Genomic DNA, 23548 nt, shown 5'->3' on the forward strand with positions numbered 1-23548 from the left:
CTTCCGATCTGGGGCCTGGCCCGAGGGCGGCGCCGGGGACGGGCCGGGGACCGCGGGGGGGTCCATCGACGGGCGTCCGCCACCCTGACCCTGGTCCCGGAAGAGATGAGCGAAGGCGTCCGGCTCCTGATAGTCCTCGCCGGCCCCGGTCACCAGGTCGTCGACGCCCACGAACTGCGTCGTGCGGGCGTCGTCGCCGTAGGGCAGGTACTGGGTCGGACCTTCGGGCTCGGGCGCCGGGGTCTGCGCCCACACGCGGGGGTCGGGGGCGTATGGGGACTGCGGTGGCTGGGCGTAGAGCGGGGGCTGTGGCTGGTACGTGCCCGGAGGCGGCGGGGGGTGTGCGGCGCGGTCGTAGAGCGCCTCGGCGACCGGGTCCTGGGCGGAGAGGTCCTGCGCCCGGTAGGGATCCTGGTCGTAGGCGTCCTGGAGGTACATGTCCGCGGGGGGCTGCGGCGGCACCTGGCCGTGTTCGGGCGGCGGACCCTCGGGGTAGCCCGAGCTGCCCGCGCCCTGACCGCGGTCACCGTCGTACGGCGCGTTCATGGTTACCCCACCTCATCGTCCCCGGGCCCACCGGCCACGACATCGCTCAACGGTCCACTCTCTCACCCGTGCCGGACGGGTCGGCGCTTTCCGGTGCGGTGTCCGGTGTCGGGTCACTCGGGTGCTCCGGGTCGTCTGCCCGGGACGGAGTGCCGGACTCCTCCTGGAGACGGTCCTGAGGGTCCTCGGGGTTCTCCAGGCCCTCGGGTGCTTCGCCCTCCGCGTCGTCGGGCCCGTCGGGACCCTCTTCCTCGGCCTGGCGGGCGACGGCGCGCTTGCGGTGCGTGTACATCCGGAAGCCGGCGAGGACGAGCAGCAGGACACCGCCGCCGATGACCAGCATCACCGTGGCGGTGACCTCGGTGACCTTGACGTCGAAGTTGACGGCCTGCCCGTACTCCTGGCCGTCCTCCGTGTACAGCTGGGCGACCACGCCCACCTTGCCGTTGGCGTTGGCCGTCGTGGTGAACTTCACCGACTGGCTGTGCCCGCCGTTGACCGTGACCCGCTGCTCCGTGTAGGCCTTGCCGCCGATCTTGAGGCGCGTAGGGTTCGTCGAGGTGAGGCGCAGGATCAGGTGGTCGACGCCCTGCACCAGGTTGTTCTGCACGGTCACGGGGATCGTGGCGCTGCGGCCCGAGAGCTTTGTCTCGGACTTGTCGATCAGTTTGACCTGGTCGATGAGGTCGTCGAGATAACCCAGCACACCCTGGCGGAAGTTCTCCGCCTCTCCCGCCCGGCCGCGCCATGACGTGGACATCTCGCGGTTCATGGCCCGTCCGAAGGGGGTCACCACGCGGGCCTCGTTGCTGAGGATCACCTGGAAGTTTTCGAGCTTGTCCTGAGTGGTCGCGATCTCCTCGAAGGCCGACCTCGGCAGCTCCTGCTTGCGCAGCGAGGAGGGGTACCTGGAGGACGACGGGATCTTCGTCGTGGCACCCGGGTCCGGCTTGGCCTTGGCCGTCGCGGCGAGATCCTGAGGCTCGGTCCAGGTGCTGCCCTGAAGGGCCGTCAGTGCCTCGGCCATCGCCTGGGCCTGGCCGGCGGTCGGCATGCGCTGCGGGGCGACGACGATGCTGCGCTGCTTGTCCGACTGCAGGTCGAGCGCCAGACTCTGGGCCAGGAACTGCTGCTCGGCGAGCGTGGCCGCCCCGGCCTTCGTCAGATCGCCCTCGAACGCCGTCGAGAGCCGCGCGTCGGCGACCACCGCCGTCGTACCGCCACCGATGGGGCGGGCCGCGGAAGGCGTGTACGGCAGGCCGCCGGTCTCCTGGAGGCTGTCGCTGCGGGCGATCACCTTGTCGGCACCGGCCGAGGTGGCGACCTTGATGATCGACGGGTCCACGGCGCCGCTCACCGGCCACGCGAAGTCAGTGGTCGGCGTCACGTGGAGCACAGTCTCCACGGTGGTCGCGGCGACGTCCGTGGCGTCCTTGAGGTGGCTCAGGGAGCCGGTGACGCTGGTGCCGTTGTGGGCGAGAGACGCCAGGTCGGGGTCGGCGAAGGGGAGGGCGACGACTTCCTTGTCCGCCACCGCCGACTGCAGCTCGGCCAGCCACGCCTTGGCGACCGCCTGATGGGTCCCCGTCGTCGTGGTGTCGCCGTCTCCCTGGATCTTGTAGCTGCGGGTCATCGCGTCCACCGAGGCCAGCAGGTCCGGGTCGATCACCCAGGTGACGTCGAGATCTTTGCCCAGGGAGAGCATCTGGTCGAGCCGGCCGCCCGGGGCGATCTCCTTGGCGAGGTCGTCGTTGAGGAAGACCGGAGTCTGCTGTTCGTTGGAACCTGTCTGTACCGTCATGTGGACGGTCGAGACGAGCGGCCACAGATACGTCGTCTTCGTCTTCGTGTCCGCGTCGTCGGGCTGCCACGGCAGGAACGTCCGCTGGATCCCCAGTACCTGGTCCCACGGCTGGGCAGAGGTCTGGCCGGAGAGCGAGACACCGAGCGGGTAGACGCCGTCGTTACCGAGGCCCAGCTTGTCGACCGGCACGGAGAGGGTGAAGGGCTCGGCGACGCCTGGAGTGAGCTTGGAGAACTTCTGTGTGTACTTGTCGTCGATCTCCGAGCCGTCGACACCCTGGACGAAGTCGGTGCGCTTGGCGACGCTGTCGATCGCCGAACGGGTGCTCAGCGCCTGTCCCAGGCGCAGGCCCACGTGGGCGTCGGTGACTGCCTGCTTGCCGTTGTTCGTCACCGTCCCGGAGACGGTCAGCGTGTCCCCGTCCGTGGGGATGCCAGGAGTGAGTGTGTCCACGGAGACCGACACAGTCTGCGAGCCGGAGGCGGCCTTCGCGGAGGTCTGCTCGGCCGCACCGGCGGGCGCGGCGACGGACATCTGAAGGAGGCCGGCCAGCAGAGGCGCCCCGGCGAGCAGTACGCCGGTGCGCCGCAGCCACCGGCGGGCAGGTGAGGGACACGTCCCCTGGAAGTCTGCCGCCTCGGCCACGCGCTCGCCCGTCCCTCGTCATCGTCAGTGGTCGTCGCAATGTGCGTCCACGCATGGTAACGATGCGCGCTGAGGGGAAGTGCCGCGGACTGCTCCACAAGATCAGGGAACCGGTTCCGAGTGTCCAATATGAGCGTGTATGAAGAGGGACACTGCGGCACGTCGCAAGGGCCATGATTGCGGTGGTATCGGAAGGTGTGTCCGTGAACATTTAATGAAGGCGCTCGGGGTCGCCCCGGCCACGTACCCTTTTCTGTTGTGCCGAACGCCAACGAAGACAACCTCAGTGCCCTGAGCCAGGTGCAGCATCGCGCGGTGAGCGAACTGCTGCGGGTGGCTCCCGTCGCCGACGACCTTGCCCGCCGCTTCCAGGAGGCAGGGTTCTCCCTCGCCCTGGTCGGCGGCTCGGTGCGCGACGCGCTGCTCGGCCGGCTCGGCAATGACCTGGACTTCACGACGGACGCGCGGCCCGAGGACGTACTGAAGATCGTCCGTCCGTGGGCGGACGCCGTGTGGGAGGTCGGGATCGCCTTCGGCACGGTGGGGGTACAGAAGGACGCCCGCGTCGGAGACGTCGACCGCCGCTTTCAGATCGAGGTGACCACCTATCGGTCGGAGGCGTACGACCGGACCTCGCGCAAGCCCGAGGTGTCGTACGGCGACTCCATCGAGGAGGACCTCGTCCGGCGCGACTTCACGGTGAACGCGATGGCTGTCGCACTCCCGGAGAAGGAGTTCATCGACCCGCACGGAGGTCTCGGCGACCTCGCGGCCCGCGTGCTGCGTACCCCGGGTACTCCCGAGGCGTCCTTCTCGGACGATCCCCTGCGGATGATGCGAGCGGCCCGCTTCGCCGCGCAGCTCGACTTCGAGGTCGCTCCCGAGGTCGTTGCGGCGATGAAGGAGATGTCCGGGCGGATCGAGATCGTCTCGGCCGAGCGGGTGCGGGACGAGCTGAACAAGCTGATCCTCTCCGCACACCCCCGCAAGGGTCTGACGCTGCTTGTCGATACCGGTCTCGCCGACCATGTACTGCCCGAGCTGCCCGCCCTGCGTCTGGAGAGCGACGAGCACCACCGGCACAAGGACGTCTACGAACACACGCTGATCGTGCTGGAGCAGGCGATCGAACTGGAGGAGAACGGTCCCGACCTGACTCTCCGGCTGGCCGCACTACTCCATGACATCGGCAAGCCGCGCACTCGCCGTTTCGAGAACGACGGCCGGGTCTCGTTCCACCACCACGAGGTGGTCGGCGCGAAGATGACCAAGAAGCGCATGCTGGCGCTCAAGTACTCCAACGAGCTGGTGAAGGACGTCTCGCGTCTTGTCGAACTCCACCTGCGGTTCCACGGCTACGGCACCGGCGAGTGGACCGACTCGGCTGTCCGGCGCTACGTCCGTGACGCCGGCCCGCTCCTCGACCGGCTCCACAAGCTGACCCGCTCGGACTGCACCACACGGAACAAGCGCAGGGCTGCCGCACTGTCCCGTGCGTATGACGGGCTGGAAGAACGCATCGTCCAGCTTCAGGGGCAGGAGGAGCTGGACTCGATCCGACCTGACCTCGATGGCAACCAGATCATGGAGATCCTGGGCATCACACCGGGGCCGGTCATCGGTCGTGCCTACAAGTTCCTGCTGGAACTGCGGCTGGAGAACGGGCCGATGGACCATGAGGCGGCGGTGGCCGCACTCAAGGAGTGGTGGGCCTCGGAGAGCTGAGGTCATGGAACGGGGTCATGTTTCACGTGAAACATGACCCCGGACAGCATCAGGGGCGGTGTTTCACGTGAAACATGAGACACCGCCCCGCGCTACAACTGCCTTACTTCTTGTAGTCCTTCAGGCAGAGCAGGAAGTTGCTGCCGTCACCGCTCTCGGTGTACGAGTACTGGAAGTCCTTCGCGGCCGCCGAGCACTTGGCGTTCGCCTCGGACTCGGAGTACTTACCGCTGATCTTGGCCAGCACCGTGTACTCGGCCTTCGCGTCGCTGCACTTCACGACCTCAAGGTTCGGGTTGGTGTCGCTGGTACTGCCGCGGTGCATGCAGTCGCCGACCTTCGCCGTGTCGGCGTCGTTCTGGCTCGATATGAAGCTGTAGACCGCCGCACCGATGGCTATCACGATGATGATGGCGATCCGGATCAGCTTGGGGCTGAACCGGCGCCGCGGCTGCGGCGGGACCGGAGCGTACGGGGCCGCGCCCTGGGGCGGGAACCCGGGCTGGCCCGGCTGCTGCGGGTAGCCGCCCTGGGGCGGGTAGGGGGCCTGAGCCTGGGGCGGGTACGGAGCCTGCGCCTGAGGCTCGCCGTAGGGCTGCTGGCCCTGGGCGTATGGGTTCGGGCTCTGAGGCGGCGGAGTTGTCATTTGGGGTCCCCCCTGGAACGTGGGCGCATGGCGCGGCATGGCACGCGGCATGGTGCGAAGTAAGACGCACGTAAGTTACCGGCACCCACTGACACCGCTGTGGCCCGGATCGACTCCGTGTCAGTGATGTGACACTTTCCGGCACTCAAAGTGGGCCATAGCCGCTGCAACTGCCGAGTAGATAACGGCGACCGTGACCACCAGCGTCACCGAGCGGCCGTCCGGCGGCAGTACCAGAGCGGCCATTGCCGCCGCGCCGACGAACGCGACGTTGAACAGCACGTCGTAGACGGAGAAGATCCGGCCGCGGAAGCCGTCGTCGACCGAGAACTGCACGATCGTGTCCGTGGCGATCTTCGCGCCCTGTGTGGTCAAGCCCAGGACGAAGGCTGCCGCCAGCATTGGGGCGGTGGTGAACGGGAGGCCGAGGGCCGGTTCCAGGACCGCGGCGCCCGCGGCGCACACGGCGATCCAGCGCCCGGGGCCCAGTTGTTCGGCGGCCCAGGGTGTCACCACGGCCGCCACGAAGAAGCCGGCGCCGGAAACCCCCAACGCCAGCCCCAGCAGGCGCAGTCCGTCGTCCGAGGTCGACGACAGGGCGTACCGGCAGAGCATCAGGAGCAGGACCATCAGGGCGCCGTAGCAGAAGCGCATCAGTGTCATCGCGAGGAGAGCCCGGACCGCCTCCCGGCGCTGCGGCGCGGCGAGATGCCGTAGCGCCGCTGTCAGGTCCCGGGCGGTGCCGGCGAGGGCTGTCGCCAGTCGGGGTCGGGTCAACGCGAGGTCGGGGCCGAGGAGTTCGGGGGGCATGCGCAATGACGCGAGGGCGGCGCACAGATACAGGGCGGCGCCCAGCAGAACCACCGTGGCATCCGTGTCCGCGACCAGTAGCCGGACGACGAAGGCGAGGCCTCCGCCCGCGGTCGCCGCCAGTGTTCCGGCCGTGGGGGAAAGGGAGTTGGCCACGACCAGGCGTTCGTCGTCGACCACGCGTGGGAGCGCGGCGGACAGGCCGGCGAGGACGAAGCGGTTGACCGCGGTGACGCAGAGCGCGGAGACGTAGAAGAGCCAGTCCGGGACGTGGCTCACCATCAGGACGGCAGTCAGTGCGGCCAGCAGGGCGCGCAGCAGGTTGCCGTAGAGGAAGACCTGGCGGCGGCGCCAGCGGTCCAGGAGGACGCCGGCGAAGGGGCCGATGAGGGAGTACGGGAGGAGCAGGACCGCCATGGCGGAGGCGATCGCGGTGGCTGAGGTCTGTTTCTCCGGGGAGAAGACGACGTAGGCGGCGAGTGCGACCTGGTAGACGCCGTCCGCGCCCTGGGAGAGCAGTCGTACGGCGAGCAGGCGCCGGAAGCCCTGGAAGCGCAGAAGGATGCGCAGGTCACGGACGACGGCCATGGGCACAGCCTCACATACGAGGAGGGTCCCCGGGCGGAATGCCCTGGGGACCCTCGACGACCGAACCGGTGGCGGGTCCTAGCGCTCGACCTCGCCCTTGATGAACTTCTCGACGTTGGCGTAGGCCTCGTCGTCGAAGTACTGGACCGGCGGGGACTTCATGAAGTAGCTCGACGCGGAGAGGATCGGGCCGCCGATGCCGCGGTCCTTGGCGATCTTCGCGGCGCGCAGGGCGTCGATGATGACACCCGCGGAGTTCGGGGAGTCCCAGACCTCCAGCTTGTACTCCAGGTTCAGCGGGACGTCACCGAAGGCACGGCCTTCGAGGCGGACGTAGGCCCACTTGCGGTCGTCGAGCCACTGGACGTAGTCCGACGGGCCGATGTGGACGTTCTTCTCGCCCAGGTCGCGGTCCGGGATCTGCGAGGTGACGGCCTGCGTCTTCGAGATCTTCTTGGACTCCAGGCGGTCGCGCTCCAGCATGTTCTTGAAGTCCATGTTGCCGCCGACGTTGAGCTGCATCGTGCGCTCAAGGCGGACACCGCGGTCCTCGAACAGCTTCGCCATCACGCGGTGCGTGATGGTGGCGCCGACCTGCGACTTGATGTCGTCGCCGACGATCGGGACACCGGCCTCGGTGAACTTGTCCGCCCACTCCTTGGTGCCGGCGATGAAGACCGGGAGGGCGTTGACGAAGGCGACCTTGGCGTCGATGGCGCACTGGGCGTAGAACTTCGCCGCGTCCTCGGAGCCGACGGGCAGGTAGCAGATCAGGACGTCGACCTGCTTGTCCTTGAGGACCTGGACCACGTCGACCGGGGTCTCGTCGGACTCCTCGATCGTCATGCGGTAGTACTTGCCCAGGCCGTCGAGGGTGTGACCACGCTGGACCGTGACGCCCTTGTTCGGGACGTCGCAGATCTTGATGGTGTTGTTCTCACTGGCACCGATGGCGTCGGAGAGGTCGAGGCCGACCTTCTTCGCGTCGACGTCGAACGCGGCGACGAACTCGACGTCACCGACGTGGTACTCGCCGAACTGGACGTGCATCAGGCCGGGCACCTTGGCCGCCGGGTCGGCGTCCTTGTAGTACTCGACGCCCTGTACCAGTGAGGCGGCGCAGTTGCCCACGCCGACGATGGCTACGCGAACCGAACCCATTCCGGTTGCTCCCTGTGTGTGCGAGGTGAGGCCCTGACTGGACCTCATGTGGTGGTTTCGTCGGACGGATCCGGCCCGGGGGTGGCGCCCCCGAGCCGGGGCAGGCCGCCCGACTCCCCAGATGTGCTGTCCTGCTGAGCGGAGCCTCCGGAGGCGGGACCCTTCAGGTCCCGTCCGGCTCGCTCGCTCTCGATGAGCTCGTTCAGCCAGCGCACTTCGCGCTCCACGGACTCCATTCCGTGGCGCTGCAGCTCAAGCGTGTAGTCGTCGAGGCGCTCCCGGGTCCGCGCCAGGGAGGTGCGCATCTTGTCGAGACGCTCCTCCAGCCGGCTGCGTCGACCTTCCAGTACGCGCATGCGTACGTCGCGTGACGTCTGCCCGAAGAAGGCGAAACGAGCGGCGAAATGTTCGTCCTCGTACGCGTCGGGCCCCGTCTGCGAGAGCAGCTCCTCGAAGTGCTCCTTACCTTCCGCCGTCAACCGGTAGACGATTTTGGCGCGACGCCCCGCGAGGGTGGCGGTAAGGGCGTCCTCAGGAGTGTTCCCCGTCTCCTCGATCAACCAGCCGTTGGCGACCAGCGTCTTGAGGCAGGGGTAGAGCGTCCCGTAGCTGAACGCACGGAACACACCCAGTGAGGTATTGAGTCGTTTCCGCAGCTCATAGCCGTGCATCGGGGATTCGCGGAGCAGGCCGAGGATGGCGAACTCAAGGATGCCTGAGCGTCGGCTCATCGTCGTCTCCTCCCTGTCCGCGGTTCGACTGTGACGGTCTTTATGCCGAGCTGATGTATCGACTCGATACATCCAGACGATAGAACGGCCTTCCGGATGCGACAAGTGGGGAGATGGTGAGCGGCGTCACATCACTGATTCGTTGGAAGCAAGTTGCCTGATTTGGGGTGAACTTCGGGGCTAAGCAGGTTTTGACGGTGCGTAGTCTGTCCGGCATGCACACCACCGGGAACCAAGTGACGCGTGGGGGCGTCAACGTCCCCGGTGCGGTACGGATGAATGCAGAACCGACCACATCCGTACTTCGGGGGGACCGGAAACCAGCCGCCGTTTCCAGGCGCGCACGGGTGCGCCTGCCCGAGGAGTAATCGTTCGATGAGCGAGCACCGTCGCAAACCGCCGCAGCCGCAGGGAGGCGGACGTGCCGCGGACCGACGCGGCCAGTCCGGACCGACCTCCGGCCACCGCGCGGCACCGCGAGGCGCCACCACCGGGTCTCCATCCGATTCCTATGGGTCGAACCCCGCCGATTCGGGGGGCGACGACCGCCAGTACGGCAGCCGTGCCGAAGCCCGTCGAGCCGCACAGAGAGGTGGCGGGCGTCGTAGAGGGGCCGAGCCGGCAGGCCGCGGTCCCGGTGGCCCGAACGGGCCCGGTCGGGGCAGAGGACGCGGTCCCGCGCCCGGCAAGAAGAGGTTCATCGACTATCCGCGCTTCGACAAGTACGGATGGCGCCGCTGGGTGCCCTCCTGGCGGCTGGTCTCCAGCCTGTGCCTGCTGTTCTTCGGCAGCATCGTGGCCGCGGTCGGTGTCGGCTACGCGATGGTCAGCATCCCCAGCGAGAACACTGCGGCCAAGTCGCAGAACAACGTCTACTACTGGTCCAACGGCGATCAGATGGTCGCCACGGGCACCGGCGCCAACCGTCAGAACATCACCATCGCCGACATCCCGAAGGCCATGCAGTGGTCGGTGATCTCGGCCGAGAACAAGAGCTTCTACACGGACTCGGGCGTCGACCCCATGGGTATCGCCCGGGCCCTGGTCAACATGGCCCGGGGCGGTGAGACGCAGGGTGGTTCTACGATCACCCAGCAGTTCGTAAAGAACACCTACCTGAGCCAGGAACAGACGGTCAGCCGTAAGTTCAAGGAGATGTTCATCTCCATCAAGGTGGGGACGTCGCTCAGCAAGGAGCAGGTCCTCCAGGGCTACCTGAACACCTCGTACTACGGCCGCGGCGCCTACGGCATACAGGCCGCCGCGCAGACCTACTACGGCGTGGACGCGGTCCATCTGACGCCGAGTCAGTGCGCCTTCCTCGCGGCACTGTTGAAGGGTCCGACGTACTACGACCCGATCGGCGCCACGAACATCGACCCCGCGGCGACCGCCGACGCCAACCGCAAACGCTCCGAGGCCCGTTGGAGCTGGATCCTCGAGCAGATGCACGACGACAAGCACATCACGGACGCCGAGTACCAGACGGCCATCAAGAAGTACCCCACGCCCCAGGGCCTGAAGGCGACCAAGGGCATGACCGGCCAGATCAGCTACCTGGTCGACACGGCCAAGAAGTACGTCCTGAACCACTCGAACATCTCGCAGACCGAGTTCGACAAGGGCGGCTTCCAGATCTACACGACCTTCGAGAAGAGCAAGGTCAACGAACTGAGCGCGGCCGTGAAGAAGGTCCAGAAGGACCGCATTGATCCGAAGAAGCGCAGTCTGGACAAGTACGTCCAGTTCGGCGCGGCTTCGGTGAGGCCCAAGGACGGAGCGATCGTCGCCCTCTACGGAGGTGACGGCTACGAGAACGGCCACTTCACCAACAACGCCGACACCTCGGGTGTCCCCGTGGGTTCGACCTGGAAGCCGTTCGTGCTCGCCGCGGCCATGGAGTACGGCACGTACAAGACCGATGGCGTCGGTATCTCGCCGCTCAGCAAGTACAACGGCGACGACCATCTCAAGGTCAGAAACCAGGACGGCACATATGTCCTGAACAAGGACAACTCGATCTTCTACCAGAACAACGAGAGTAAATATCCCTGGGGCTACATCACGCTCCGCAAGGCGATGGAGCAGTCCATCAACACGCCGTACGTCCAGCTCGGTATGGACGTCGGGATGACGAAGGTGAAGGCCGTCGCCCAGTCGGCGGGCATCCTGGATGCCAGTATGACGAAGGATCTCAACGCGTCCTTCGCCATCGGTACGTCGACACCCAGCGCGATCCGGATGGCCGACGCCTACGCGACGTTCGCAGCCTCGGGCAAGCAGGCGGACCCGTACTCGGTGACGTCCGTCAAGCAAGGCGGACAGCCGGTGGCCGGCTTCAGCAAGCCCGCTGTGAAGCAGGCGATGCCGGAGAACGTAGCGAACAACGTCACGGACACCCTGGAGAACGTCATCCAGAACGGTACGGCGAAGAGCGCGAAGGCTCTGGGCCGTTCGGCGGCCGGCAAGACCGGTACCACCGACAGCAACAAGTCGGCCTGGTTCGTCGGCTACACCCAGCAGCTCTCGACGTCGATCGCGATGTTCAGGGAGAACCCCAAGGACGCCGAGCTGCTCTCGATGAACGGCACGGCAGGTGTGGCGTCCATTCACGGTGGTGACATTCCTACGTCGATCTGGACCGAGTACATGGAGGCCGCACTCAAGGGGGCCTCCGACCCGGGCTTCCCTGACGCCACCAAGATCGACAAGGTCCAGAACGAGGACGGCGCACCGTCTCCCTCTCCGACGCCTGTGGTGACGCCGAGCGAGACGCCCAGTGAGACGCCGAGCGAGACGCCCAGTGAGACGCCGAGTTCGACGCCGTCGGCAACCGAGTCCTGCCGGTTCAGCTGGCAGTGCAGTGACGATGGCGGCACCGACGGAGGCACGACATCCACACCGACGGACACGGCTACCGCCACGGAGTCCAGCGGCACCAGTAACGGCAATGGCAATGGGGGCATCTTCGGAGGCTCAACCGGTTAGCCGTCATATCGCTCGTGAAGGGTGTTTCACGTGAAACACCCTTCACTGGATGTTTCACGTGAAACGAGGGCCGCCGCACCCACGAGGTGCGGCGGCCCTCGGCGTACTCCTAGGTCCGTACGGCAGGATGTGCCCCATGCCCAGTGCAGAACTGACGCCCACGAGCGTGCACGAGCCGGATCCGGTAAGGCCGACCAAGGTTGACCAGGTCGCCGCCGCCGGTAGCGAACTGATCGGTGGCCCCATCGGCCGGCGTGCCCTCCTCGGGACGTCCTGGTGGACTCCCGTAAGGGTCATCGCGCTGGTGGCGATCGGTATGTTCGCCCTCGGCCTGGTCCAGAAGGCGCCCTGCTACAACAGCGGTTGGTTCTTCGGCGCGAGTTCGCAGTACACCCACGCGTGCTACTCGGACATTCCGCACCTCTACCAGGGGCGCGGCTTCGCCGACGGGCTCGTCCCGTACTTCGACAAGCTTCCCGGCGACATGCAGTACCTCGAATACCCGGTGCTGACCGGCGTGTTCATGGAGGTGGCCGCCTGGCTCACACCGGGAAGCGGCAGCATCCAGCACCAGGAACAGTGGTACTGGATGGTCAACGCCGGAATGCTGATGGTGTGCGCCGCCGTCATCGTCGTATGCGTCAGCCGCACGCACGCCCGGCGCCCCTGGGACGGACTGCTGGTCGCCCTGGCGCCCGCCTTCGCGCTCACCGCAACCATCAACTGGGACCTGCTGGCGGTCGCTCTGACGGCCGCGGCGATGCTGATGTGGTCTCGGGGCCGTTCCCTCGCGTTCGGCGTCCTGTTGGGCCTTGCCACGGCCGCCAAGCTGTATCCCGTCTTCCTCCTCGGCCCGCTGTTCCTGCTGTGCTGGCGCGCGGGCAAGTGGCGGGACTTCGGGAAGGCGTTCGGAGGAACCGTTGTCGCCTGGCTGGCGGTGAACCTGCCGGTGATGCTCTTCGCTTTCGACGGCTGGTCGAAGTTCTACACGTTCAGCCAGGAACGGGGCGTCGACTTCGGGTCCTTCTGGCTGATCTTGGCTCAGAAATCCACCGACCCGCTCAGCACCGACACCGTCAACACGTTCGCCACGCTGCTGATGCTGCTGTGCTGCGGAGGCATCGCGGCGCTCACGATGACCGCTCCTCGCCGGCCGCGCTTCGCCCAACTGGCCTTCCTGATCGTCGCGGCGTTCATCGTGACCAACAAGGTCTACTCGCCGCAGTACGTGCTGTGGCTGGTCCCTCTCGCCGTGCTGGCCCGGCCGAAGTGGCGGGACTTCCTGATCTGGCAGGCGTGCGAGGTGGCGTACTTCCTGGGGATCTGGATGTACCTCGCGTACACGACCAGCGGAGACGCCCACAAGGGCCTGCCGACTGACGGCTACCACTTGGCCATCGGGCTGCACATCCTGGGCACGCTCTACCTGTGCGCCGTGATCGTCCGCGACATCCTCATGCCGGAGCGGGACGTGGTGCGCCTGGCGGGCGACGACGACCCCTCGGGTGGGGTGCTAGACCGGGCGGAGGACGTGTTCGTGTTCGGGGCCGCGGCCCGTCCCGGACGGCACGCGGCACCCTTTGACGTACCGCAGGTGGAGTGGGGCAGCGAAGGACCGGCCGGCCGTTCGCTCTGAGCGAACAGGGCCTGGCGAGACCACGCGAAAGGCCGTACACGGGAGGTTCCGTGTACGGCCTTTCGCGTGGTTCCGGAGGTGCTCAGCGATCCACGATGCGGTCGAACTGCGTGGTGGTGTGCCGCAGATGGGCCACCAGCTCCTCGCCGACCTTCGGCTCGGCCGCTTCCGACGGGACGAACAGGATCGAGACCTGCATGTGCGGAGGCTCGGCGAACCAGCGCTGCTTGCCGTCCCAGACGAACGGGGAAAGGTTCCGGTTCACCGTGGCCAGGCCGGCGCGGGCAACGCCCTTGGCGCGCGGCATGACGCCGTGCAGCGCCTTGGGGGCCTCCAGGCCCACGCCGTGCGACGTACCGCCCGCCACGACCACCAGATAGCCGTCCGAGGCCGCCTTCTGCTGCCGGTAGCCGAAGCGGTCGCCCTTGGAGACCCGGGTGACGTCCAGGACCGCCCCGCGGTACTCGGTGGCCTCGTGGTCCCCCAGCCACAGTCGGGTGCCGATGCGGGCGCGGAAGCGGGTCTGCGGGAACTGCTGCTGCAGCCGGGCGAGTTCCTCGGCCTTCAGGTGGCTGACGAACATCGTGTGCAGCGGCAGCCGCGCGGCCCGCAGCCGGTCCATCCAGCCGATGACCTCCTCGACGGCGTCCGAGCCGTCGGTGCGGTCCAGCGGGAGATGGATGGCGAAGCCCTCCAGGCGGACGTTCTCTATGGCTGAGTGCAGCTGCGGCAGTTCCTGCTCGCTGACACCGTGCCGCTTCATTGAGGACATCACCTCGATGACCACACGGGCGCCCACGAGGCCGTACACACCGTCGATGGACGACACCGAGCGGATCACCCGGTCCGGCAGCGGAACGGGCTCCTCACCGCGGCGGTACGGCGTCAGCACCAGTAGGTCGCCCCCGAACCAGTCCTTTATCCGGGCGGCCTCGTACGTCGTGCCGACGGCGAGGACGTCCGCGCCGAGACGCGTCGCCTCCTCCGCCAGCCGCTCGTGCCCGAAGCCGTAGCCGTTGCCCTTGCAGACCGGGACGAGCCCCGGGAACTGCTCGGCCACGTGCTTGTGATGCGCCCGCCAGCGCGCAGTGTCGACGTAGAGCGTGAGCGCCATGGCCGGACCTGGAACCTTTCGGGTGGCTGCGGTGTATCAGAGGTATGGGAGCTATCGACGTTATCGAAGCGAGGACCGTGAGGTCAGCGGCGCGACATGTAGATGTCGAGCGCCTTGTGGAGCAGCTTGTTCAGCGGGAAGTCCCACTCGCCGAGGTATTCGGCGGCCTGCCCGCCGGTGCCCACCTTGAACTGGATCAGACCGAAGAGGTGGTCGGTCTCGTCCAGCGAGTCGGAGATGCCGCGCAGGTCGTAGACGGTGGCGCCGAGCGCGTAGGCGTCGCGCAGCATCCGCCACTGCATCGCGTTCGAGGGCCGGACCTCACGCCCGATGTTGTCGGAGGCGCCGTAGGAGTACCAGACGTGTCCGCCGACCACGAGCATCGTCGCCGCCGACAGGTTCACCCCGTTGTGCCGGGCGAAGTACAGCCGCATCCGGTTGGGGTCCTCGGTGTTGAGGGCCGTCCACATGCGCTGGAAGTACGACAGCGGGCGGGGCCGGAAGTGGTCGCGCACGGCCGTGATCTCGTACAGCCGCTGCCATTCCTCAAGGTCGTGGTAACCGCCCTGGACGACCTCGACACCGGCCTTCTCGGCCTTCTTGATGTTGCGGCGCCACAGCTGGTTGAAGTTCTTGTGGACCTCTTCGAGCGAGCGGTTCGCCAACGGCACCTGGTAGACGTAGCGCGGCTGGACGTCGCCGAAGCCGGCGCCGCCGTCCTCGCCCTGCTGCCAGCCCATACGGCGCAGCTTGTCGGCCACCTCGAAGGCGCGCGGTTCGATGTAGTCGGCCTCGATGTCGCGCAGCCGCTTCACGTCCGGGTTCTGGATGCCCGCCTTGATGGAGATGGCCTCCCAGCGCCGGATGATGACCGGCGGGCCCATCTTCACCGAGAAGGCTCCCTGCTGCTTGAGATGGGCCAGCATCGGCTGAAGCCAGTCGTCCAGATTCGGCGCGAACCAGTTGATGACCGGGCCCTCGGGCAGATAGGCCAAGTAGCGCTTGATCTTGGGGAGTTGCCGGTAGAGGACCAGGCCCACACCGACCAGCTCGCTGGTCTTCTCGTCGAACCAGCCGAGGCTCTCGGAGCGCCACTCCGCCTTCACATCAGCCCATGCCGGGACCTGCATGTGGCTAGCCGACGGCAGGCTCTGGATGAATGCCAGATGCTGCTCTCGGCTGATGGTCCTCAGGGTCAGGCTCATTCGGGGCGCTCCTCGGGCTGGTGTGTCCCCATGGGTACAGGGGCTCCGGCTCTCGCGCCGAAGCCTACTGCGCCTTGCGAGCGCCCCGACTGGGCGTATGCAACCTTCGCCTCGGCCTGTGGGTCGCCGAGGCGTTCCGTGGTGTTTTACGCGGTGTTCGGACTGCGGTGTACGGGTCGTCAGCTGATGACGCCGCCGAACAGTCCGCCGTGCGCCATGCCTAGGAAGAATCCGACACCCGCGGCACCGAGACCCAGGATCAGGCCGAAGCGTTCCCTCGTCGTCTCGGAGATCCACTGCCCGTACGCGCCGGTGAGGATGCCCAGCAGGCCAGTCCAGGAGCTGAGCAGATGCAGGTTGTGGAAGAACCCTGTGACGAACGCGGTCAGCCCGAGCACCAGGGTCACCGCGAGCAGTGTGTCCTGGAGCGGATGGGGCTTGCCGTCTGTGGCGAAGAGAGAACCGGCGGTGTTGGGTCGCAATGCCTGTGCCATGTGGCACCTCCTGCGGAAGGCGGCGCGTCGTCGCGCCGGACACACCCGATGTGTACAGATTGACGCTCTCCGCCACCGGATTTCAACCGGAAGCCGGTGTGCGGGTAGTCTGTACCCTCTGCACTGGTGTCTGCCCATGCCACGGCTCGGAATCCCCGCGAGGGGCACCCGATGTCAGTGGCGACTGTTTTACTGGCACACACTGTTGCTTACGCATCACAACCCTCCTGCCACGGAACGACCGTGGCCGCTGAGTCCAAAGGAGGTGGGTTCCACATGCGTCACTACGAGGTGATGGTCATCCTCGACCCCGATCTGGAGGAGCGCGCTGTCTCCCCCCTGATCGAGAACTTCCTCTCCGTCGTCCGTGAGGGCAACGGAAAGGTCGAGAAGGTCGACACCTGGGGCCGTCGTCGTCTCTCGTACGAGATCAAGAAGAAGCCCGAGGGCATCTACTCGGTCATCGACCTGCAGGCCGAGCCTGCGGTCGTCAAGGAGCTCGACCGCCAGATGAACCTGAACGAGTCGGTCCTCCGGACCAAGGTCCTCCGCCCCGAGACCCACTGAGCATCCTGCTCAGCTGATCTCGGGATTCGAGTAGCAGCACCAAGCAGCCAGCAGCAAACCCGCCGAGAGGTTCCCCCATGGCAGGCGAGACCGTCATCACGGTCGTCGGCAATCTTGTCGACGACCCCGAGCTGCGCTTCACCCCTTCCGGTGCGGCGGTCGCGAAGTTCCGTGTCGCGTCCACTCCCCGCACCTTCGACCGCCAGACGAACGAGTGGAAGGACGGCGAAAGCCTCTTCCTCACCTGCTCGGTCTGGCGTCAGGCGGCGGAGAACGTTGCCGAATCGCTCCAGCGAGGCATGCGCGTCATCGTGCAGGGCCGGCTGAAGCAGCGGTCCTACGAGGACCGTGAGGGCGTCAAGCGCACGGTCTACGAACTGGACGTCGAAGAAGTCGGCGCCAGCCTGCGCAGTGCCACGGCCAAGGTCACCAAGACCGCCGGTGGCGCTCGCGGTGGCCAGGGCGGTGGTTTCGGCGGCAGTGGTGGTGGCGGCCAGGGTGGCGGCGGCTGGGGTGGAAACTCCGGCGGCGCCAGCGGTGGCGGCGGTGGCGGCGGCTACTCGGACGAACCCCCCTTCTAGGCCTTCGGGCCGAGGGTGGGTCGTATCCACACTTCTTGATCACACAGGAGATACACCATGGCGAAGCCGCCTGTGCGCAAGCCGAAGAAGAAGGTCTGCGCATTCTGCAAGGACAAGGTCCAGTACGTGGACTACAAGGACACGAACATGCTGCGGAAGTTCATTTCCGACCGCGGCAAGATCCGTGCCCGCCGCGTTACCGGCAACTGCACGCAGCACCAGCGTGACGTCGCCACGGCTGTGAAGAACAGCCGTGAGATGGCGCTGCTGCCCTACACCTCCACCGCGCGATAAGGGAAGGGTGACCGACTAATGAAGATCATCCTGACCCACGAGGTCTCCGGCCTCGGTGCCGCGGGCGACGTTGTCGACGTCAAGGACGGTTACGCTCGCAACTACCTGATCCCGCGGAAGTTCGCTATCCGCTGGACCAAGGGTGGCGAGAAGGACGTCGAGCAGATCCGTCGTGCTCGCAAGATCCACGAGATCCAGACCATCGAGCAGGCCAACTCCGTGAAGGCCCAGCTCGAAGGCGTCAAGGTTCGTCTGGCCGTCCGCTCCGGCGACGCCGGTCGTCTCTTCGGTTCCGTCACCCCGGCCGACATCGCTTCGGCGATCAAGGCTTCCGGTGGCCCCGAGGTCGACAAGCGCCGTATCGAGCTGTCTGCCCCGATCAAGACCTTGGGCGCCCACGAGACGTCCGTGCGTCTGCACCCCGAGGTTGCCGCCAAGGTCAACATCGAGGTCATCGCGGCCTGACCGCTGCGCTCGGCATAGCTGAGAGGGGGGCCGCACCCGTTGGGGTGCGGCCCCCCTGCCGTGCTCAGGACGGGCAGGCAATGGCGCGCGTATCGGGTCCAGGGTGTGCAGGGCACAGCGCGTGTGCTGGTTCGGGCGGTGCTACGGCGCTCATGTTTCACGTGAAACGTGGCAGCGCGCGGTGTTTCACGTGAAACGGTCAGCGGGTCGCGCCCGTGACGACCCAGCGGCCCGAGCGGGTGCGCAGCAGGAGCGTCAGCATGCGCACCGTCATCATCAGGGTCATCGCTCCCCAGAGAGCGGTCAGTCCGGCGCCGAAGGCCGGCACGAGCAGAGCCACCGGGGCGAAGACCGCCAGGGTCACCAACATGGCTCCTGCGAGATAGGGACCGTCTCCCGCGCCCATCAGTACCCCGTCCAGGACGAAGACGACACCGCAGATCGGCTGCGAGAGCGCCACCATGATCAGGGCGGGCAGGGCAGTGTCCTTGACGATGGAGTCGCTGGTGAACAAGGGGAGGAACAGCGGGCGGGACACGATCACCAGAAGGCCGAGCACCACTCCGACGGCGATGCCCCACTGCACCATGCGGCGGCAGGCGGCTCGGGCACCTTGTGGATCGTCCGCACCGAGGTAGCGTCCGATGATGGCCTGGCCCGCGATGGCGATGGCATCGAGTGCGAAGGCCAGCAGGGACCACAGGGACAGAATGATCTGGTGGGCGGCGATGTCAGCATCCCCGAGGCGGGCGGCGACCGCCGTCGCGATCAGGAGGATCGCTCTCAGGGAGAGCGTGCGCACCAGGAGAGGTGCACCCGCCTGAGCCGAGGCTCTGATCCCTGCCGCGTCGGGGCGGAGCGAGGCGCCATGCCGGCGAGCTCCACGGACGACCACGACGAGATACACGGCAGCCATCCCCCATTGGGCGATGACGGTGCCCCAGGCGGAGCCGGCGATGCCGAGGTCGGCGCCGTAGACGAGCCCCAGGTTGAGGACGCCGTTGGCGACGAAGCCCGTGATGGCGACGTACAGCGGTGTCTTCGTGTTCTGCAGTCCGCGCAGGACTCCGGTGGCGGCGAGTAGGACCAGCATGGCCGGGATGCCGATGGAGGAGATCCGCAGATAGGTCGTCGCGTAGGGGGCTGCCGTGTGCGAGGCGCCGAAGAGGTCGACGAGGGCGGGTGCGGAGGGGAGGACGACGGCGATGACGGTGGCACCTATCAGCAGGGCGAGCCATATGCCGTCCATGCCTTGGCGGATGGCCGCCTGGAGATCGCCCGCGCCGACCCGTCGGGCGACGGCCGCCGTGGTGGCGTAGGCGAGGAAGACGAAGACGCTCACAGCTGTCGTCAGGAGGGCGGAAGCCACGCCGAGTCCGGCGAGTTGCGCTGTGCCGAGATGGCCCACGATCGCGCTGTCGGCCATGACGAAGAGGGGCTCGGCGACGAGTGCGCCGAAGGCCGGGACGGCCAGCATGACGATCTCTCGGTCGTGCCGGCGTCGGGTGGCCCTGGTGGCCGCGGGAGCCTGTGTCATGAGCACTAATCTAATCGTCCACAGGTAAGAGATGCAATTGCTATGTGACCCTTACCTCTGATCTCGCCTCGTGTCCTCTCGCGCACTGTTCGAAGCGATCTTGGTCCGACTGGAGAAGTTTTTCTTCTGCACAGCCGGTGGATGGGAAATGGGCAGGTCAGATAGGTCGTGATCAAAGTGGCGAGGTCTTGTTCACAGGGCTGTCCACCGGGTCGTGCACAGGTTTTGGCGGGTTCTCCACAGCATCCGGGCCGTCGTCCACATGGCCTGTGGATAACCAGATTGGCTGACGGTGCCCGCGGGCCTACGGTGGACCGGCACCCGCCCCGTCAGTCGGCCTGAGAACCAACACAAAACCGACGCGCCCGTACCGGAGTTGGGCGACTCATTTGTCAGTGCCGTGCCGTAGAAATGAGGGGCACGGCGAGGTCCGCTCGGCGGACGGGAGGAGGTGGCTCGGTTGAGTATTTCCGAGCCCTTGGACGACCCGTGGGCCGAGAGCGGTCCAAGTGATCGTCTGCCTGCTTCCCGACGGCGCGGCGACGGAGGCAGGGGTCGCGACGAACAGCACGACCGCGGCCGGGAAGGCGGCGAGTGGGAGGGCGCGGGCTCGGCCTTCGAACGCGTACCGCCGCAGGACCTCGATGCGGAACAGTCCGTACTCGGCGGCATGCTCCTGTCCAAGGACGCCATCGCCGACGTCGTCGAGGTCCTCAAGGGCCACGACTTCTACAAGCCCGCGCACGAGACGATCTACCAGGCGATCCTCGACGTCTACGCCAAGGGCGAGCCGGCCGACCCGATCACCATCGCCGCCGAACTCACCAAGCGCGGTGAGATCAACAAGGTCGGCGGCGCATCGTATCTGCACACCCTCGTCCAGACCGTGCCGACGGCGGCGAACGCGGAGTACTACGCGGAGATCGTCCACGAGCGGGCCGTCCTGCGCCGCCTGGTCGAGGCCGGTACGCGCATCACGCAGATGGGATACGCGGCCGATGACGACGTCGACGAGATCGTCAACCGGGCCCAGGCCGAGATCTACGCGGTCACCGAGCAGCGGACCAGCGAGGACTACCTCCCGCTCGGCGACATTATGGAGGGCGCGCTCGACGAGATCGAGGCGATCGGCTCACGCAGCGGCGAGATGACAGGTGTGCCCACCGGGTTCACCGACCTCGACTCGCTCACCAACGGTCTGCACCCGGGCCAGATGATCGTCATCGCGGCCCGTCCCGCCATGGGTAAGTCCACACTCGCGCTCGACTTCGCTCGGGCGGCGTCGATCAAGAACAACCTCCCGAGCGTTATCTTCTCCCTCGAAATGGGGCGCAACGAGATCGCGATGCGTCTGCTGTCCGCCGAGGCCCGAGTCGCCCTGCACCACATGCGCTCCGGCACCATGACTGACGAGGACTGGACGCGGCTGGCACGCCGGATGCCCGAGGTGTCGTCCGCGCCGCTCTACATCGACGACTCCCCGAACCTGTCGATGATGGAGATCCGCGCGAAGTGCCGTCGGCTCAAGCAGCGCAGCGACATCAAGCTGGTGATCATCGACTATCTGCAGCTGATGCAGGCCGGCGGCTCCAAGCGCCAAGAGAGCCGTCAGCAGGAGGTCTCGGACATGTCCCGAAACCTCAAGCTCCTGGCCAAGGAGCTGGAGGTCCCGGTGATCGCGCTCTCGCAGCTGAACCGTGGTCCCGAACAGCGCACGGACAAGAAGCCGATGGTGTCCGACCTGCGTGAGTCCGGCTCCATCGAGCAGGACGCCGACATGGTGATCCTGCTGCACCGCGAGGACGCCTATGAGAAGGAGTCACCGCGCGCGGGCGAGGCGGACATCATCGTGGGCAAGCACCGTAACGGCCCGACGGCGACGATCACCGTCGCCTTCCAGGGCCACTACTCACGCTTCGTCGACATGGCACAGACGTGACCGGGCGACCGTAGGCGGCCGACCCGGTGTCGTGTCCCGAGAAATGTGCTCGACGTACGCCCGTCCCGCCGGATGGACTGGGGGTATGACGACATCTCAGGACGACTTGCTTCCCGGTACCCGCCGGGCGTTGCTCCACCGGATCGCCGTGGCTCAGGCCGACGGGCGGGCACCGTCGCTGGTCGCGGCGGTGGTGCGGGACGGGCGGGCGGTGTGGCACGGTGCGCGGACCTCGGTGGACGGGCACGGGCCGGACGAGAACGTGCAGTACCGGATCGGCTCGATCACCAAGACGTTCACCGCCGTCCTGGTGCTGCGACTGCGTGACGAAGGCGTACTCGATCTCGGTGACCCCCTGGAGAAGCATCTGCCGGGCACCGGCGCGGGGGAGGCCACCATCGCCCAACTGCTCGCGCACGCAAGCGGGTTGGCGGCCGAGTCACCTGCGCCCTGGTGGGAGCGGACGCCCGGTTCCCTGCGCCCCGAACTCCGCGATGTGCTGGGCGAGCAGCCCCTGCTGCATCCGGTCGGCCGCCGGTTCCATTATTCGAACCCCGGATACACGGTGTTGGGCGCGCTCGTCGAGGAGTTGCGCGGTGCTCCCTGGGAGGACGTACTCCGGCGGGAAGTGCTCGAACCCCTGGGCCTCCATCGCACGAGTGGTCAGCCCCAGGCGCCCCACGCGGGCGGCTGGGCGGTACATCCGTGGGCCGACGCGCTGCTGCCGGAACCCGCTGTGGACCTCGGTCTTATGGCGCCGGCCGGTCAACTCTGGTCCACCACTGGCGACCTGGCGCGGTTCGCCGTCTTCCTGGCCAACGGCGACGACCGGGTCCTGAGTGCGGAGTCCGTGCTGGAGATGCGAACCCCCGCGGCACCGGCCGAGGCGGCCGATGTCGTGGACGGCGCCGCCTACGGTCTCGGCATGCAGGTCCAGCACCGCGACGGCCGACTGCTCATCGGCCACTCCGGATCGCTGCCCGGCTTCCTGGCGAACCTCACCATCAGCCTGGAGGACGACGTCTCGGCGGTGGTGCTGGCCAACTGCACCTCCGGACCGCCGCTGTCATCGGTGGGCGCCGACCTCGTCCGCATCGTCGCCGAGGCCGAACCGAGGATTCCCGAGCCATGGCGCCCGATGCCCGAAGTCGACGCCGCCGTACTGGAGTTGGCCGGGCAGTGGTACTGGGGTACGCACGGTTTCGCCCTGCGGCTGACGGCGGATGGAAGGGCCTCGCTGGAGCCATTGGCCGGCAGAGGCCGTCGTTCACGTTTCCGGGCCAACGGTGACGGCACGTGGACCGGCCTGGAGGGGTACTACGCCGGAGAGCTCCTGCGGCCCGTACAGCGCCCGGACGGGTCCGTGAGCCACCTGGACCTCGGATCGTTCGTCTTCGCGCGTCAGCCGTACGACGAGAGCGCTTCTGTGCCGGGTGGGGTGGACCCGGAGGGGTGGCGGGGGATCCGCTAGCCGTCGTGGCCGGAGAGGCGTCGTGTTTCACGTGAAACACGACGCCTCTCGATGCCGGCAGGGAGCTTGGCTCTCGCTTCGGAGGAGAGTTCTCGTCAGGGAAGAGTTCTCTTCAGAGGGGGAGCTTGAAGCCCACATGTGAGGCCGTGAAGCCGAGCCGTTCGTAGAACCGGTGGGTTTCGGTGCGGGTGGCATCAGAGGTCAGCTGGACCAACTGGCAGCCCTGGCGGCGTGATTCGGCGATCGCCCACTCGATGAGTTGGGTGCCGAGGCCGCTGCCCCGCTCGTCCGCGTGGATGCGGACGGCCTCGATGACCGAGCGGGTGGCGCCTCTGCGGGACAGACCGGGAATGACCGTGAGCTGGAGGGTGCCGACGACACGTCCCTCGCGCACGGCGACGACCAGGTGCTGGTTGGGGTCGGCGGTCAGGCGTTCCAGCGCCGCCAGGTAGGGCACCAGGTCGTCGGGTGACTCGCGCTGGGAGCCCAGGGGGTCGTCGGCGAGCATGCCGACGATGGCGGGGACGTCTTCGGTGACCGCGGCTCGTATTTCAAGATCTCCCATGGTCACACCTTAGGCAGCGGTGTGCGGTGGGGGACG

The 23548-nt window shown here is 67.1% G+C and carries 19 protein-coding genes and 1 pseudogene; 9 read left to right on the forward strand and 11 right to left on the reverse strand.

Going from position 1 to position 23548, the window contains the following annotated elements:
• Both R6V09_RS03380 and R6V09_RS03385 read right to left on the reverse strand, forming a co-directional pair.
• Positions 1-546, reverse strand: a pseudogene (locus R6V09_RS03380) (murein biosynthesis integral membrane protein MurJ); the annotation flags it as partial.
• Positions 547-592: 46 nt separating this feature from the next.
• Positions 593-2995, reverse strand: a complete 2403-nt coding sequence (locus tag R6V09_RS03385; RefSeq protein WP_317879823.1) for a DUF6049 family protein — start codon at positions 2993-2995, stop codon at positions 593-595.
• 258 nt (positions 2996-3253) lie between these two features.
• Here R6V09_RS03385 and R6V09_RS03390 point away from each other — a divergent pair, with 258 nt between their 5' ends.
• Positions 3254-4720 carry a CCA tRNA nucleotidyltransferase gene (locus R6V09_RS03390; protein ID WP_317879824.1) on the forward strand — a complete coding sequence of 489 codons (1467 nt, stop codon included), beginning with the start codon at positions 3254-3256 and terminating at the stop codon, positions 4718-4720.
• Between the two features lie 103 nt (positions 4721-4823).
• On the opposite strand, the gene R6V09_RS03395 is transcribed toward R6V09_RS03390, so the two are convergent.
• The 4 genes from R6V09_RS03395 to R6V09_RS03410 form a co-directional block, all read right to left on the reverse strand.
• On the reverse strand, positions 4824-5366 hold the full coding sequence (locus R6V09_RS03395) for an LppU/SCO3897 family protein (protein WP_317879825.1): 543 nt from the start codon (positions 5364-5366) through the stop codon (positions 4824-4826).
• A 120-nt stretch (positions 5367-5486) separates the two neighbouring features.
• Positions 5487-6764, reverse strand: coding sequence for an MFS transporter (locus R6V09_RS03400; RefSeq protein WP_317879826.1), 1278 nt, complete (start codon positions 6762-6764; stop codon positions 5487-5489).
• A gap of 78 nt (positions 6765-6842) precedes the next feature.
• Positions 6843-7925, reverse strand: a complete 1083-nt coding sequence (locus tag R6V09_RS03405) for an inositol-3-phosphate synthase (RefSeq protein WP_317879827.1) — start codon at positions 7923-7925, stop codon at positions 6843-6845.
• Between the two features lie 44 nt (positions 7926-7969).
• Positions 7970-8656 carry a PadR family transcriptional regulator gene (locus R6V09_RS03410; protein ID WP_033285749.1) on the reverse strand — a complete coding sequence of 229 codons (687 nt, stop codon included), beginning with the start codon at positions 8654-8656 and terminating at the stop codon, positions 7970-7972.
• 741 nt (positions 8657-9397) lie between these two features.
• Here R6V09_RS03410 and R6V09_RS03415 point away from each other — a divergent pair.
• Together R6V09_RS03415 and R6V09_RS03420 are read left to right on the forward strand one after the other, a co-directional pair.
• Positions 9398-11644, forward strand: coding sequence for a transglycosylase domain-containing protein (locus R6V09_RS03415; protein WP_317879828.1), 2247 nt, complete (start codon positions 9398-9400; stop codon positions 11642-11644).
• Positions 11645-11780: 136 nt separating this feature from the next.
• Positions 11781-13280 carry a glycosyltransferase family 87 protein gene (locus tag R6V09_RS03420; RefSeq protein WP_317879829.1) on the forward strand — a complete coding sequence of 500 codons (1500 nt, stop codon included), beginning with the start codon at positions 11781-11783 and terminating at the stop codon, positions 13278-13280.
• A gap of 82 nt (positions 13281-13362) precedes the next feature.
• Here R6V09_RS03420 and R6V09_RS03425 read toward each other — a convergent pair whose 3' ends face one another.
• The 3 genes from R6V09_RS03425 to R6V09_RS03435 all read right to left on the reverse strand — a co-directional run bounded on the left by R6V09_RS03425 (position 13363) and on the right by R6V09_RS03435 (position 16093).
• Positions 13363-14394 (reverse strand): alanine racemase, encoded by a 1032-nt coding sequence (locus R6V09_RS03425; protein WP_019073376.1) that lies wholly within the window; start codon positions 14392-14394, stop codon positions 13363-13365.
• Between the two features lie 83 nt (positions 14395-14477).
• Positions 14478-15599: a peptidoglycan bridge formation glycyltransferase FemX gene (gene femX, locus R6V09_RS03430; RefSeq protein ID WP_317879830.1), complete on the reverse strand. Its 1122-nt coding sequence runs from the start codon at positions 15597-15599 to the stop codon at positions 14478-14480.
• A 179-nt stretch (positions 15600-15778) separates the two neighbouring features.
• Positions 15779-16093, reverse strand: a complete 315-nt coding sequence (locus tag R6V09_RS03435) for a hypothetical protein (RefSeq protein ID WP_317879831.1) — start codon at positions 16091-16093, stop codon at positions 15779-15781.
• Positions 16094-16369: 276 nt separating this feature from the next.
• Between R6V09_RS03435 and rpsF the strand changes: the two genes are divergently transcribed.
• The 4 genes from rpsF (at position 16370) to rplI (ending at position 18000) form a co-directional block, all read left to right on the forward strand.
• Complete coding sequence (gene rpsF / locus R6V09_RS03440; RefSeq protein ID WP_006604399.1) at positions 16370-16660, forward strand: 30S ribosomal protein S6; 291 nt, start codon at positions 16370-16372, stop codon at positions 16658-16660.
• A gap of 77 nt (positions 16661-16737) precedes the next feature.
• The gene (locus tag R6V09_RS03445; protein ID WP_317879832.1) at positions 16738-17241 is read left to right on the forward strand and encodes a single-stranded DNA-binding protein; all 504 of its coding nucleotides are present in this window, start codon (positions 16738-16740) and stop codon (positions 17239-17241) included.
• A 57-nt stretch (positions 17242-17298) separates the two neighbouring features.
• Complete coding sequence (gene rpsR / locus R6V09_RS03450; RefSeq protein WP_006381652.1) at positions 17299-17535, forward strand: 30S ribosomal protein S18; 237 nt, start codon at positions 17299-17301, stop codon at positions 17533-17535.
• A gap of 18 nt (positions 17536-17553) precedes the next feature.
• The gene (gene rplI / locus R6V09_RS03455) at positions 17554-18000 is read left to right on the forward strand and encodes a 50S ribosomal protein L9 (RefSeq protein WP_019073380.1); all 447 of its coding nucleotides are present in this window, start codon (positions 17554-17556) and stop codon (positions 17998-18000) included.
• A gap of 199 nt (positions 18001-18199) precedes the next feature.
• On the opposite strand, the gene R6V09_RS03460 is transcribed toward rplI, so the two are convergent.
• Positions 18200-19537, reverse strand: coding sequence for an MATE family efflux transporter (locus R6V09_RS03460; RefSeq protein ID WP_317879833.1), 1338 nt, complete (start codon positions 19535-19537; stop codon positions 18200-18202).
• Positions 19538-19997: 460 nt separating this feature from the next.
• Between R6V09_RS03460 and dnaB the strand changes: the two genes are divergently transcribed.
• Positions 19998-21476 carry a replicative DNA helicase gene (gene dnaB, locus R6V09_RS03465; protein WP_026150108.1) on the forward strand — a complete coding sequence of 493 codons (1479 nt, stop codon included), beginning with the start codon at positions 19998-20000 and terminating at the stop codon, positions 21474-21476.
• An 85-nt stretch (positions 21477-21561) separates the two neighbouring features.
• Positions 21562-22947, forward strand: coding sequence for a serine hydrolase domain-containing protein (locus R6V09_RS03470; RefSeq protein ID WP_317879834.1), 1386 nt, complete (start codon positions 21562-21564; stop codon positions 22945-22947).
• Between the two features lie 112 nt (positions 22948-23059).
• Here the strand turns inward: R6V09_RS03470 and R6V09_RS03475 are convergent, their stop codons facing one another.
• The gene (locus tag R6V09_RS03475; protein ID WP_317879835.1) at positions 23060-23512 is read right to left on the reverse strand and encodes a GNAT family N-acetyltransferase; all 453 of its coding nucleotides are present in this window, start codon (positions 23510-23512) and stop codon (positions 23060-23062) included.
• Between the last annotated feature and the right edge of the window lie 36 nt (positions 23513-23548).

Origin of the sequence: Streptomyces sp. W16 (genome assembly GCF_033194735.1) — a bacterium.
In the GTDB taxonomy this organism is placed as follows: domain Bacteria; phylum Actinomycetota; class Actinomycetes; order Streptomycetales; family Streptomycetaceae; genus Streptomyces.